This is a genomic window from Micromonospora sp. WMMA1996, assembly GCF_002573675.1.
In the GTDB taxonomy this organism is placed as follows: domain Bacteria; phylum Actinomycetota; class Actinomycetes; order Mycobacteriales; family Micromonosporaceae; genus Micromonospora; species Micromonospora sediminicola.
Genome location: NZ_PDHU01000005.1, coordinates 299,889 through 313,470 on the forward strand (window position 1 = coordinate 299,889; position 13,582 = coordinate 313,470).

Here is a 13,582-nt window from a genome sequence, read left to right on the forward strand (position 1 = left end):
GACGGGGGCCGCGCCGCTAGAGCGGGTACGTGCGCGCCACCGCCAGCATCTCCGAGCTGTGCGAGCCGACCACGCCCACGTCCGCCGGCCGGGCCCGGAACCCGGGCAGCGCGGACAGACCGTCGCTGGCGTCCATCGCGCGCAGGTTCACCGGGCCGTCGCCGGTGGACGCCAGCGTCAGCGTCACCTCGACGCCCTCCGGCGGCGGGGCGTGGAAGACGATCCCGAAGCCCCACCGGCCCTCGCGCGCCTTGACCGGCACCTCCCGCCCGGCCACCGACGCGGCCCGCACGGTCGCGGTGGTGGTGTCCACGTGCAGCGTCAGCAGCCGCACCGGCCGCTGCGGCGTGACCCGCACCCGCAGTGTCCGCTGGTCGCCGGCACGGGTGTCGGCGAGCGTCTCCAGCTTCGGCGCGGGCAGGGACGCCGCCTGCGCCGGCCCGGCCCGCAACTCGCCGTCGCCCAGGCCGGGGAAGTCGTCGGCCACCGAGACGCTCCGGTCGACGTACCCGTCGGTCCAGGGCTGCGGCGCCTCCTCGTGACTGAGCCAGGCCGCCTTGCCGGTGCCGGCGTCCAGCGCGTACATCAGGTGGGTCGGCACGGGGTGGTCGGCGTCGAAGCGGTCCACGGCCAGGCCGACCCCGGCGAGCACCACCGCGGCCAGCGCGGCGGCCGTGGCGGGCAGCGCGCCGAGCCGGCGGGCCCGCAGCGCGAGCAGGCCCCGCTGGCCGCCCGCCTGCGGGTGCAGCAGGTCCACCACGGGCAGCGCGGCCAGGCCGAGCAGCACCGCGACGAGCGCGGCCACCGCGCCCATGCCCATGCCGAGCGCCGGGAAGAGCAGCACCACGGTGGGCAGCAGGATGACCACGGCCACCGCGGCGGCCAGGGTCACCGCGACCACCGGCCACGGGCCGTCGCGCCGGGTGGCCAGCGCGGTGAGGCCGGCGACCGCGCCGGCCAGCGCCGGCACTGTCGTCAGGTACGCCCCGCCGGGCACCAGCACGGCGAGCAGCACCCCGAACAGGGCCAGCCAGGTCAGCCCGCCGAACGCCAGGGCGGCCGGGCCGACCCGGCGGCGGCTCAGCGCGTACCAGCAGAGCAGCACCGCGGCGGCGAGCGCCACCACGGCGAGCCGGTACCAGACCGGACGGTACGGGTCGAGCAGCTCCGCGTATCCGGGGCGGACCGTGGTGATCGCGGTCCAGAGCAGCCAGGCGCCCAGCGGGGCCACCACGAGCGGCACCAGGGTCAGGGCGACGCCGGCGGCGAGCGTGCCGGCGGTGGCCCGCCCGCGCCGGCGCAGCAGCCAGCCGAGCGCGCCGACCGCGAGCAGCGTGACCACGGCCAGCGGCAGGGTCAGCCAGCCGGGATAGCGGACCAGGCCGCCGGGCACCGGGAAGTAGGTGTCGTCGTGGCCGGCGCGCAGGTCGCCCAGGTCGGTGCGGCCGAACTCGCGGGCCAGGCCGAGCGCGTTGTCGCCGTGCATCTGGAGGCTGCCCCGGTCCATCCGGGCCGGCACGTCCAGCGGCGTGTGGTAGATCGCCCCGCCGTCGATGTAGGCGGAGTTCAGTCCGACGAACCTCTGGTCGAGGAACGCGGTGAAGTCGGTGTCGTTGGGCAGCGCCCGGTAGATCTCCACCGCGAACGAGGTGCCCACCGGGTGCGGGGCGGCCCGACCGAAGACGTCCACCAGCTTCGCGTTGTTCCGCGAGGTCTCGAACATGATCACCGGGCCGGTGGAGCCGCGCGCCTCCAGGTTGAGCACCACCCCGCCGTCGGCGGCCAGCGGGTGGTCGGCGGCGAAGCCGGCGGCGCCGCACAGGCACGCCTCCTCCGCGTCGGTGAGCACGAAGACCACGTCGTTGCGGGGGCGCGGGCCGGTGGTCAGCGCCCGGGCCACCTCCAGGATGGTGGCGGTGCCGGCGGCGTCGTCGTTGCCGCCGGGCCCGGTCTGCACCGAGTCGTAGTGGGAGACGAGGAAGACCCTGCCGGTCGGGTCGGTGCCGGGGAGCCGGGCCACCACGTTGCGGACCCGGGCCAGCGTCGCCCCGCCGGCCGCGCCGCTGAGCTGCCCGGCCTCGGGCGCGACCGCGTCCTGCACCTGCGTCTCCAGGCCCAGCCCGCGCAGCGTGCCCACCAGGTGCTCGCGTACCCGGTCGTTGGCCTCGCTGCCGGCCACGTGCGGCCGGGCGGCGATCACCTCCACGTTCCGGTACGCCCGGGCGGCGCTGAACTCGTCGGCCGGCGCGCCCGCCGGGCGCGGCGCCGGGGTGGACAGGTCGAGCAGGACGCCCGCCCCGACGGCGAGCAGCGCGACCAGCGCGGCGACGGCGGCGGGCAACCGGCGGCGCGGCTTGGCCAACGCCCGGTCGGCGGGGCGGGTGGGGGGTGCGCCCACGGGGACTCCTCGGGGTGGATCTACGGGGGTGGGCATCATCCTGCACCCCCGGGCCTCGCGGCGGCACCACCCGGTCGGTGCCTCGCCGCCCTGGCACCGCTCCCGGCGTAACATCGGTGGTCGGCCGTGCCGCTGTCCGGGTGGACGAGGTTCACCGCCGACCGATGCCGACGGCGGTCGTGTGGTGTGCGACCGTTTGTCTTAGCCTGGATCGCCCACGGCGCCCGGAAGGAGCCCGACATCACCAGCGAACTCCCGCGCCTCGCGGCGGTGACCCGGCCGCACGGGGGGAGCAGCATGCCGGGTTCCGTCGTCGTGCCCCGGGCCGGCGCGGGGCTGCACGGCGGCCTCCCGCCGGGCGAGCGGCTGCGGGTGCTGCTGGTCGAGGACGACGAGGGCGACGCCTTCCTGGTCGGCGAGCTGCTCGCCGAGACCAACTCGATGATCGACCTGCTGGTGGCGACCAGCCTCAGCGAGGCCCGGCAGCGGGTGATGGGCGTGGACTGCGTCCTGCTCGACCTGGGCCTGCCGGACGCGCAGGGCCTGGACGGGCTGCGCCGGGTGCTGGAGATGGCCAGCGGCGCCGCGGTCTGCGTGCTGACCGGCCGCTCCGACGAGCACCTGGGCATCGTGGCGGTCGCCGAGGGCGCGCAGGACTACCTGGTCAAGGGCCAGGTGGACGGTGTCCTGCTGACCCGGGCGCTGCGCTACGCGGTGGAGCGCAAGCGGGCCGACGAGAACGCCCGCCGGCTGCGCGAGGTGGAGCTGCGTCAGGCCGAGTCGGCCCGCCTGGAGCGCGGCCTGCTGCCGCAGCCGCTGATGACCACCGACGAGGTCGCGGTGCACACGTTCTACCGGCCCGGCCGGCACGCCGCGCTGATCGGCGGCGACTTCTACGACGTGGTGCAGACCCGACCGGACCGGATCGACCTGATCGTCGGCGACGTCTGCGGCCACGGGGTGGACGAGGCCGCGCTCGGCGTCGAGCTGCGCGTCGCCTGGCGGGCCCTGGTGCTGGCCGGGGTGCCCGACGACGAGGTGCTGCCCGCGCTGGAGCAGGTGCTGATGAGCGAGCGCCGCCTCCAGGAGATCTTCGCGACGGTGGCGACCGCCCGGCTCGACCTGGCGTCGGCGCGGGCCACCGTCCGGCTCGCCGGCCACCCGCCGCCGCTGCTGCTCAGCGGCGGTAAGGTCGCCCCGGTGCCGGCCAAGGGCGGCCTGCTGCTCGGCGTCCGACCCCGTCGCCCCGTCGCGTTCGACCTGGAGTTCGACACCGACGACTGGTCGCTGCTGATGTACACCGACGGCCTGATCGAGGGCCGGGTCGACGGCGGCGACGAGCGGCTCGACGTGCCGGGCCTGACCGACCTGCTCGCCGACCCGGCCAACCGGGCGGTGCCGCTGGCCGAGCTGCCCGCCTGGCTGGTCGGTCGCGCCGAGCAGATCAACGGCGGCCCGCTGGCCGACGACGTGGCGATGCTGCTGGTCACCCGTGGTGGCGGCCGGTGAGCGCGAGAGACGAGCGAAAGTGGGATCGGTGAAGGCGTACCAGCAGGGGTGGACCCTGCGGCGGCGGGTGGTCGCGCTCCTTGGCGTGGTGCTGGTGCTGCTGCTCGGGCTGGCCGCCGCGGAGGCGGCGGTCGCCGCGAAGAACCGGCAGAACATCGACGCGGTGCTGCTCAAGACCGGCCCGCTGCGGGTCCAGGCGCAGGAGCTGATGAGCGTCCTGCTGGACCAGGAGACCGCGGTGCGCGGCTACGCGGTGAACGGCGACCGCAACGACCTGGTGCCCTACCGGGAGGGCGTGCAGCGCGAGCAGGCCCTGATCGCCTCCATCCGTGACCTCTCCGCCGACTACCCGGACGTGCGCCGGGAGCTGGGCCTGGTCGAGCAGCGGACCGCGCAGTGGCGCAGCCAGGTCGCCGAGCCGGTGATCGCGACCACGGAGCGCAGCGGCCCGGCCGCCGGGCAGGCGCTGATCACCGACCAGACCCGGCAGCAGTTCGACGGCATCCGCACCGCTGTCACGACGCTTCAGGACGAGGTCCTCACCGTCCGGAAGGAGACCGCCGACCGGGTCAACGCCACCAGCAACGCGCTGGTGGTGCTGCTGATCATCGCGGCCCTGGTGGTGGCGGTGGCCGGCACGGTCATGCTGCTCTCGCTCGACCGGATCCTGATCCGCCCGCTGGCCGGGCTGGTCGGGCAGGTGCGCGAGGTCGCCGCCGGCGACTACCAGCACCACATCGAGGGGTCCGGCCCGCCCGAGTTCCGCCGGCTCGCCGACGACATCGACCTGATGCGGCAGAAGATCGCCCAGGAGCTGGACGAGGTACGCCAGGCGCGGGAGCGGATCGAGTGGGTCAACAGCCAGCTCCAGAAGCAGGCCGAGGAGCTGACCCGCTCCAACCGTGACCTGGAGCAGTTCGCGTACGTGGCCTCGCACGACCTCCAGGAGCCGCTGCGCAAGGTGGCCAGCTTCTGCCAGCTCCTCCAGCGGCGCTACGCCGGGCAGCTCGACGAGCGGGCGGACCAGTACATCGCGTTCGCGGTGGACGGCGCGCAGCGGATGCAACGGCTCATCAACGACCTGCTCGCGTTCTCCCGGATCGGCCGGTTGACCACCGGCTTCACCGAGGTCGACCTGAACAAGGTGATGGGCGACGTGGCCGGGCAGACCGAGGCGGCCCGGCAGTACGCCGACGCCGAGCTGACCTGGGACGAGATGCCGACGATCCGCGGCGAGGAGCCGCTGCTGACCAACCTGCTGGTCAACCTGGTCAGCAACTCGGTGAAGTTCCGCCGCCCCGACGTGACGCCCAAGGTGCACGTGTCGGCCCGGCTGGTGGACGGCGAGTGGGAGATCAGCTGCCGGGACAACGGCATCGGGATCGAGCCGGAGTTCGCCGACAAGATCTTCGTGATCTTCCAGCGGCTGCACTCCAAGGACGCGTACCCGGGCACCGGCATCGGGCTCGCCATCGTCAAGAAGATCGTGGAATATCACGGCGGTCGGGTCTGGGTGGACACCGACGCCGAGGTCGGCACGACGATCCGGTTCACGCTGCCCGCGCTGGAGGCCGACGTCGAGGCGGCCCGGGCGGCCGACGAGGCCGGGGCCGCCGAGGGCGCCGAGGCGACCGAGCCGGTGGAGGGGTCGACCGGGGACGGGGCGTCGACCGGGGAGGGCGCCGAGGACGCCGCCCCCGAGGTCGCCACTCAGCCGGACGGCCCGGTACGCGAGGAGTCGCCCGCACGGGCGGACGGACACGGTACAAACGGTGGCATGAAGGAGACGGTGGGATGACCGCGCCTGCGGACGGCAAGAGCCCGATCGAGGTCCTGCTCGTCGAGGACGACCCGGGCGACGTGCTGATGACCCAGGAGGCGTTCGAGGAGCACAAGCTCCGCAACCGCCTCACCGTCGTCTCCGACGGCGCGGAGGCCCTGGCCTACCTGCGTCGCGAGGGCCAGTACGCGGACGCGGTCACCCCCGACCTGATCCTGCTCGACCTCAACCTGCCCCGCCGGGACGGCCGGGAGGTGCTGGAAGAGATCAAGAAGGACGAGGAACTGCGCCGGATCCCGGTCGTGGTGCTCACCACCTCGCAGGCCGACGAGGACATCCTGCGCAGCTACCAGCTGCACGCCAACGCCTACGTGACCAAGCCGGTGGACTTCGAGCGCTTCATCTCGGTGGTCCGCCAGATCGACGAGTTCTTCGTCAGCGTGGTCAAGTTGCCGCCGCGTGGCTGACCCGCTGCTGGACGACGTCGCCGCGCTGCTGCGGGAGGCCGCGGCCGACGTCGTGGTGCCGCTGTTCCGCCGGCTCGACGCGTCCGACATCTCCGAGAAGGCACCCGGCGAGGTGGTGACCGTCGCCGACCGCGAGGCCGAGAAGCTGATCTCCGAAGGGCTGCGACGGCTGCGGCGCGGCTCGGTCGTGGTCGGCGAGGAGGCCGTCGCCGACGATCCCGACCTGCTGCGGCACCTGCACGGCACCGGCGACGTCTGGCTGGTCGACCCGGTCGACGGCACGTCCAACTTCGCCGCCGGCCGGCGGCCGTTCGCGTTGATGGTGGCGCTGCTCACCGACGGCGTACCGGTGGCCTCCTGGGTCTACGACCCGCTGGACGGCACGATGGCGGCCGGCCGGCTCGGCGCGGGCACGACGCTGGACGGCACGCCGGTGCGGGCCGCCGGGTCGGCGCCGGAGGCGGGCGCGCTGCGCGGCACCGCGATGACGAAGTTCCTGCCGGCGGACTTCCGCCGCGACGTCGAGGCCGGCGGTCGGCGACTCGGAGAGCTGCTGCCCGGCCAGCACTGCGCCGGCCGGGAATACCTGGACATCCTCACCGGCGCCCAGCAGTTCGTGCTGTTCTGGCGCACCCTGCCCTGGGACCACACCCCCGGCACGCTGCTCGTCCGGGAGGCCGGCGGGGTGGCCCGCCGCTTCGACGGCACCGACTACCACCCGGCCGACGAGGGCCGGGGCCTGCTGGTCGCCGCCAGCGAGGAGATCTGGGACGAGGTGTACGCGGCGCTGCTGGCCCGCTGATCGGCGCTGGGCGACGACCGCGACACGCTGCGTCGACGTTACGCGCTCCGCGCCCTCGCCGGCCTGGCGCGGGGCGCGCGGTCCGGTATCGTGACCGGCGGTCTCCGCCAGCAGGCCGCCGCCCGGCGCCGGCGGAGACGCCGCCGCGCACGGTCGACTCGGGGGGCCGGCGGTCGACGGAAGGACCAACAGTGCCCAGGACCAGCCTCACCGGCCGGCGCGTCCGCCGGTCGTTGCTCGCGCTGCTCGCCGCGACGGCCGTGCTGCTCGGCGCCGGCAGCCTCGCCGTGGCCGGCCCGGCCGCCGCCGCGCCGAGTCCGAACGCCCCCGACGAGGGCGACAGCAAGCAGCTGCGGGCGGCGCTGGAGGCCGCGGCGAAGGGCCACATCGACGCCAAGAACCGGCTGGACAACTCCAGGCGCCGGCAGGCCGCGCTGGCCACCCAGCTCAAGGACATCGAGGCGCGCCTCGTCGGGTTGACCGCGCAGGCCGGTGAGGTGGCCGTGCAGTCCTACCGGCTGGGTCGGCTCAACGAGGCGTCGATGCTGCTGGCCAGCTCCGGGCCGGACGACTTCCTCCAGCGGGCCGCCGAGCTGGACACGATGGCCCAGCGGGACAGCAAGCGCCTGGGTGACCTGGCCCGGGCCAAGGCCGAGGCGGCCGAGTCGAAGCTGGCCATCGACACCGAGGTGCGGGAGCAGCAGAAGCAGCTCGCCGTGCTGGCCCGCAAGAAGAAGGACGCCGAGGTCGCGCTGGCCAAGGTCAGCTCCGGGGCCGGCTCCGGCTTCAGCGGCGGTTCCTCGTCGGCCAAGCCGGCGCCGCGCAACTCGGACGGCTCGTGGCCGTCGGAGTCGTGCTCGGTGGACGACCCGACCCCCGCGTCCGGCTGCATCACGCCGCGCACGCTGCACATGCTCCAGCAGGCCAAGGCCGCCGGCTACAAGCGCTACGCGTCGTGTCACCGCAGCGGCGGGGGCGGCGAGCATCCCAAGGGCCGGGCCTGCGACTTCGCCGCCGCCACCGACGGGTTCGAGGACCGCACGGCCACCGGCGGCGACAAGGCGTACGGCGACAGCCTCGCCACCTGGGCCAAGAACAACGCGAACCGGCTCGGCATCATGTACGTGATCTGGTATCGCCAGATCTGGATGCCGAACACCGGTTGGCGGGCGTACAGCGGGGGCGGCAGCCCGGCCGCCGACCACACAAACCATGTTCACATCTCGATGTACTGACCCGGTGGCCCAGGAACGCTGCGTACCATCGCGACGGTGAGCAGCACATCGTCCGACGTCATCACCGAGCCGGTCGCCGGCACGACTGCCCCGCCGCGGGCCCTGCCGAACGGGCTCGCCGCGTTCCTGGTCTTCCTCTCCAGCGGCGCGGTGCTGGTGCTGGAGACCGTCTCACTGCGCCTGGTCGGCCCGTACGTCGGGGTGACGCTCCAGGTGACCAGCTCGGTCATCGGCATGGCGCTGGCCGCCATCGCGTACGGGGCGTGGATGGGCGGGTGGCTCGCCGACCGGCGGGACCCGCGCACCCTGATCGCCCCGGCGCTGGTGCTGGCCGGCATCGCCACCGCGGTCACCCTGCCGATCGTCCGCTACGCCGGTGAGGTGCTGCGCGGCGGCGCGGCGAGCGCGGTGCTCCTGCTGACCGCGGTGACCGTGCTGCTGCCCGCGGCGCTGCTGGCCGGGATCACCCCGCTGGTGGTGAAGCTCCAACTCGCCGACCTGCGCCGCACCGGCCAGGTCGTCGGCAAGCTCTCCAGCATCGGCACGCTGGGCGGCATCACGGCCACGCTCGGCACCGGCTTCATCCTGGTCGCCGCGCTGCCCAGTTCGGTGATCGTGCTGGCGCTGGCCGCGGTGCTCGGGGCGACCGGGCTGGCGCTCGGCTTCTGGCTGCGGCGGCGCTCCGGCGGCGGGCCGTCGGCCCCGGGCCGGGCCAAGGCCGCGCTCGCGCTGCTCGGCCTCTCCGCGGCCGGGCTCACCGCCGCCGCCCCGAACCCGTGCGACGTGGAGACCGCCTACCACTGCGCGCGGGTCGAGGTGGACCCGCAGTGGCCGGAAGGCCGCACGCTCTACCTCAACTCGGCCGAGCACTCCTACGTCGACCTGGGCGAGCCGACCCACCTGAAGTACGGGTACACGCAGTGGATCGGCCTGGTCGCGGACCTGGCCCGTCCGGCGCGGCAGCCGGTGGACGCGCTGCACCTGGGCGGCGGCGGCTTCACCGTGCCGCACTATCTGGCCGCGACCCGGCCGGGCACCGACAACCTGGTCTTCGAGCTGGACGGCGGCCTGGTCGACCTGGACAAGCGGGAGCTGGGCCTGCGTACCGGTCGGCAGCTGCGCGCCCGGGTGGGTGACGCGCGGGTGCTGCTCGGGGGCGAGCCGACCGACAGCCGCGACCTCATCGTCGGGGACGCGTTCGGCCACCTGGTGGTGCCCTGGCACCTGGCCACCCGCGAGATGGCCGCCGACGTCCGGCGGGTGCTGCGCCCGGACGGCGTCTACGTGCAGAACGTCATCGACTACCCGCCGGACCGGTTCATCAAGGCCGAGCTGGCCACCGTCTCGGCGGTCTTCGAGCACGTCGCGCTGATCGCCCCGCCCGGCGCGGTCGCCGGTCGGCAGGGCGCGAACTTCCTGATCATCGCCTCGGACGCGCCGCTGCCGCTGGCCGGGATCCCGGCCGGGCTGAAGCTGCTGCCGGAACCGGCCGAGCTGCTCGACGAGGCCCGCACCGCCGAGTGGGTCGGGGACGCGCAGGTCCTCACCGACGACTACGCGCCGGTGGACCAACTCCTCGCGACCGCCTGAACGGGTGACTTTCCTGACCGATTCCGACCGCTGAGGTGTACGAGGGCCCACTTCGGGCAACAGGACCGACCATGGGCGGACCGGTCAGGAACGGCGTGCAACTGCTCGGCGAGCGATACCGGCTCGTCGAGCAGTTGGGTGCGGGCGGCATGTCGGTCGTGTGGCGCGGCTACGACGAGGTGCTCGGCCGGCAGGTGGCGGTCAAGGTGCTCGCCTCCCGGCTGGCCAGTGACAAGGCGTTCCGGCACCGGATCCGCGTCGAGGCGCAGGCCGCCGCGCGGCTCTGCCACCCCAATATCACCAACGTGTACGACTACGGCGAGTCGATCCAGGTCGGGTTGACCGTTCCGTACGTGGTTATGGAGCTGGTCGACGGCGGCCCGCTCAGCGGCCGGCTCGGCCGGGACGGGCAGCTTCCCTGGCGGGAGGCCATGACGATCGGCGCGGAGGTGGCCTCGGCGCTGGCCACCGCGCACGCCCGGGGCGTGGTGCACCGGGACGTGACCCCGGGCAACGTCATGCTCACCCCGACCGGCGTGAAGGTCGTCGACTTCGGCATCTCGGCTCTGGTGGGGGAGAGCGACAAGGGGCCGGACGGCGCGCTGCTCGGCACGCCCGCCTACCTGGCCCCGGAGCGGCTGGACAACGGGCACGTCTCGCCGGCCACCGACGTGTACGCGGTGGGGCTGCTGCTCTACCGGATGCTCACCGGCCGGCTGCCGTGGCAGGCCAGCACCACCACCGAGATGCTCCGCGCCCACATGTACCGGGATCCGGACCCGATGCCGCCGGTGCCGGGGCTGCCCGCCCAGGTCGCCGAACTGGTCCAGCGCTGCCTGGCCAAGCGCCCCGAGGACCGTCCGCCGACCACCGAGGTGGCCCGGACCCTCGCCGAGGCGGCCGGCATCGCGGCGGTCGTGCCGGTGTCGCCGGCGTTCGGCCGGATCGACCCGGCGCTGATGGAGAACGCCGGCACCACCATCCTGCCCTGGTCGGCGGAGACCGACGCGCTGCCGTTCTCGGTGGTCCGCACCCGGACCCGGCGGGCCGCGGTGCGGCGGCGCCGGGTGGAGGCCGGGGTGGCCGCCGCCGGCCTGATCGCGGTCACCGCAACCCTGTGGGGGGTGACGTCGCGGAGCCCGGCCAGCGGCGGCGTGGAGCCGACCGAGGCGCGGATGGGGCTGCCCGAGCCGACCCCGTGCGCGGTCGACTACTCGCTGCGCCGCGACACCGGCAAGGACTTCTCGGCCGAGCTGACGGTGACCAACACCGGCACCCGCGAGCTGCGCGACTGGACCATGAACTTCAGCTTCCCCGGCAAGCAGGCGATCACCACGGCCCAACCTCCGGTACGCCAGGTGGGGCGGGCCGTGTCGGTCACCGCCCCGGCGACGACTCCGGTGTTGGCGCCGGGCGCGTCCACCAAGGTCACGCTGGCCGGGCGCTACAGCGGGAGCAACACGCTGCCGGTGGAGTTCACGATCGGCGGACGCACGTGCGGGGTGCAGGTGTCGGGCATCGCCGGTTCGGTGCCGATCACCGTCGCGCCGACCACCAAGCCGCCCGCCAAGCCGGCCACCAAGAGCACCGCCAAGACGACCGCCAAGGGCGGGACGGCGAAGGCGAAGCCCGCGCCGAAGCCGAAGGCCGAACCGGCGAAGCCGAAGCCCAAGGCGGGCCCGAAGGGAAAAGGGAAGTAGACCGGCCGAAGGGTGGTGAGCACGGCAAGGCCAAGGGCAAGGGTCCGAAGGGCCCGAAGGGTTGACGGTCAGGCCAGCGCGGCGAAGCGCTGCACCTGGGCGATGCTGCCCTCCACGATGAGCACGCTCTCCGGCTCCAGCACGGTCTCCGGCCCGGCGTAGCGGAACGGCTGGCCGGGCTGCTTGGCGCCGACCACCATCACGCCGTACCGGTCCTGCGGGGCCAGCTCGCGCAGCGAGCGCCCGACCAGCGGCGTAGGCACCCGGATCTTGGCGATGGCGAAGTCGTCGCCGAACTCGATGAAGTCGAGCATCCGGCTGACGATCAGGTGCGCCACCCGCTCGCCGGTCTCCGCCTCCGGGAACACCACGTGGTGCGCGCCGACCGAGTGCAGGATCTTCGCGTGCTTCTCCGAGGTGGCCCGGGCCCAGATCTGCGGTACGCCCAGCTCGGTCAGGGCCAGGACGGTGAGCACGCTCGCCTCGACCGAGGCGCCGATGGCGACCACCACCCGGGGGAAGTCGGCGATGCCGAGCTGACGCAGCACCACCTCCTCGGTGGCGTCGGCCTGCACCACCCGGTCCAGCTCGCCGGACCAGCGCTGGACCCGCTCCGGGTCGCGGTCGACGGCCAGCACATCGTGGTCGAGCCGGGCCAGTGAGCCGGCCAGGTGACAGCCGAACCGGCCGAGGCCGATCACGGCGACGCCGGTGTCCTCGGAACGTCTAGCCGACAATGGGTTGCTCCTCCGGGTAGCGGTACAGGCGTCGCCGGGTGTTCAACGCGATCGCGGACCCGAGGGTGAGCGGGCCGACCCGGCCGATGTACATGAGCGCGATCAGCACGTACTGCCCGGACGGCGGCAACTGCTGGGTCAGGCCGACGGTGAGCCCGGTGGTGCTGAACGCCGAGGTGACCTCGAACAGCGCGGCGTGGAAGCGCACGTGCGCGGTCAGCGCGATCAGGCCGACCGTGCCGGCGGTGACCAGCGCGACGCTGAGCAGGGCGACCGTCAGCGCCTGCCGCTGGCTGGCCGAGGCCACCCGGCGGTGCCCCACCGTGGTGTCCGGTTCGCCGCGCAGCTCCGCCCAGATGGCGAAGCCGAGCAGGAAGAACGTGGAGACCTTGATGCCGCCGGCGGTGCTGGCGCTGCCGCCGCCGATGAACATCAGGCCGACGAACATCGGGTAGCTCTCCTCGGTGAGCCGATCCACGTTGATCAGGTCGAAGCCGCCGGTGCGGCTCAGCGCGATCTGGCCGAAGGTCGACAGCACCTTGCCCGGCACGTCGTAGGTGCCGATCGTGTACGGGTTGCCCCACTCGGCCAGCAGCAGGTAGCCGAAGCCGACGGCGATGAGCACCAGGCTGCCCCAGACGGTCAGCTTGGTGGCGACCGCCCAGCGCGCCGGCCGCCGCCACTCCCGGGTGGCCTCGAAGAGCGCCGGGAAGCCGAGCCCGCCGATGATCGCGCCGGCGCAGAGCGGCAACGTCACCCAGGGGTCGCGGGCGAAGGCGACGAGGCCGTCGGAGTAGAGCGTGAAGCCGCCGTTGTTGAACGCCTGGATCGAGTGGAACACGCCGGCCCAGATCGCCCGCCCGGGCGCGTAGTCGTAGACCAGCCACAGCCGCGCGCCGACCACGGCGGCCACCAGCGCTTCCGTGACGAAGACGGTGGCCGCGATCCGCAGCAGCAGCCGGCGTAGGTCACCGAGGCCGAACTCGGCGGTCTCGGCCTGGACGAGCAGCCGGTTGCGCAGGCCGAGCTGGCGGGAGACCGCGAGGATCACCAACGACGCGCCGGTCAGGATGCCGAAGCCGCCGAGCTGCGTGAGCACGGTGATCATCACCAGCCCGAAGCCGTTCCAGTAGTTCGGCGTGTCGGTGACCGTCATGCCGGTCACCGAGACCGCCGAGGTGGAGGTGAACAGCGCGGTCTCGAACGAGGTGTAGCGCTGCTCGCTCGTGGCCCAGGGCAGCATGAGCAGCCCGGTGCCGACCAGGATCACCACCAGGAACCCGAGCGGCACCAGCCGGACGGGCTTGCGGAGCAGGCGGCGCACCACGTCATCTTCCGTCCGGAGATTCACCGGCAGGTCAGGA

The 13,582-nt window shown here is 73.8% G+C and carries 10 protein-coding genes; 7 read left to right on the top strand and 3 right to left on the bottom strand.

Features of this window, described 5'->3' with window-relative positions; genetic code table 11:
• Positions 1-16: 16 nt before the first annotated feature.
• Entirely contained in the window at positions 17-2,398 is a 2,382-nt protein-coding gene (locus tag COO58_RS26955; protein WP_098747783.1) for a M28 family peptidase, read from the bottom strand.
• Between the two features lie 297 nt (positions 2,399-2,695).
• Here COO58_RS26955 and COO58_RS26960 point away from each other — a divergent pair, with 297 nt between their 5' ends.
• The 7 genes from COO58_RS26960 to COO58_RS26990 all read left to right on the top strand — a co-directional run bounded on the left by COO58_RS26960 (position 2,696) and on the right by COO58_RS26990 (position 11,481).
• Positions 2,696-3,907 carry a PP2C family protein-serine/threonine phosphatase gene (locus COO58_RS26960; protein WP_091576921.1) on the top strand — a complete coding sequence of 404 codons (1,212 nt, stop codon included), beginning with the start codon at positions 2,696-2,698 and terminating at the stop codon, positions 3,905-3,907.
• A gap of 28 nt (positions 3,908-3,935) precedes the next feature.
• Positions 3,936-5,705, top strand: coding sequence for an ATP-binding protein (locus tag COO58_RS26965; RefSeq protein ID WP_098747784.1), 1,770 nt, complete (start codon positions 3,936-3,938; stop codon positions 5,703-5,705).
• A complete protein-coding gene (locus tag COO58_RS26970) occupies positions 5,702-6,154 on the top strand; it encodes a response regulator (RefSeq protein ID WP_091569521.1) in 453 nt (150 codons plus the stop codon). Before COO58_RS26965 ends, COO58_RS26970 begins: the two co-directional genes overlap by 4 nt.
• The gene (locus COO58_RS26975) at positions 6,147-6,956 is read left to right on the top strand and encodes an inositol monophosphatase family protein (protein ID WP_091569525.1); all 810 of its coding nucleotides are present in this window, start codon (positions 6,147-6,149) and stop codon (positions 6,954-6,956) included. The genes COO58_RS26970 and COO58_RS26975 overlap by 8 nt, the downstream gene beginning before the upstream one ends.
• Before the next feature lie 191 nt (positions 6,957-7,147).
• A complete protein-coding gene (locus tag COO58_RS26980) occupies positions 7,148-8,191 on the top strand; it encodes a hypothetical protein (RefSeq protein ID WP_098747786.1) in 1,044 nt (347 codons plus the stop codon).
• A gap of 36 nt (positions 8,192-8,227) precedes the next feature.
• Positions 8,228-9,781 (top strand): fused MFS/spermidine synthase, encoded by a 1,554-nt coding sequence (locus tag COO58_RS26985; protein ID WP_098747788.1) that lies wholly within the window; start codon positions 8,228-8,230, stop codon positions 9,779-9,781.
• Positions 9,782-9,852: 71 nt separating this feature from the next.
• Positions 9,853-11,481 carry a serine/threonine-protein kinase gene (locus COO58_RS26990; protein ID WP_098747789.1) on the top strand — a complete coding sequence of 543 codons (1,629 nt, stop codon included), beginning with the start codon at positions 9,853-9,855 and terminating at the stop codon, positions 11,479-11,481.
• Positions 11,482-11,549: 68 nt separating this feature from the next.
• Here COO58_RS26990 and COO58_RS26995 read toward each other — a convergent pair whose 3' ends face one another.
• Together COO58_RS26995 and COO58_RS27000 are read right to left on the bottom strand one after the other, a co-directional pair.
• Positions 11,550-12,218 carry a TrkA family potassium uptake protein gene (locus COO58_RS26995; RefSeq protein WP_098747791.1) on the bottom strand — a complete coding sequence of 223 codons (669 nt, stop codon included), beginning with the start codon at positions 12,216-12,218 and terminating at the stop codon, positions 11,550-11,552.
• Positions 12,208-13,542: a TrkH family potassium uptake protein gene (locus COO58_RS27000; protein ID WP_098747884.1), complete on the bottom strand. Its 1,335-nt coding sequence runs from the start codon at positions 13,540-13,542 to the stop codon at positions 12,208-12,210. Before COO58_RS27000 ends, COO58_RS26995 begins: the two co-directional genes overlap by 11 nt.
• Positions 13,543-13,582 lie beyond the last annotated feature (40 nt).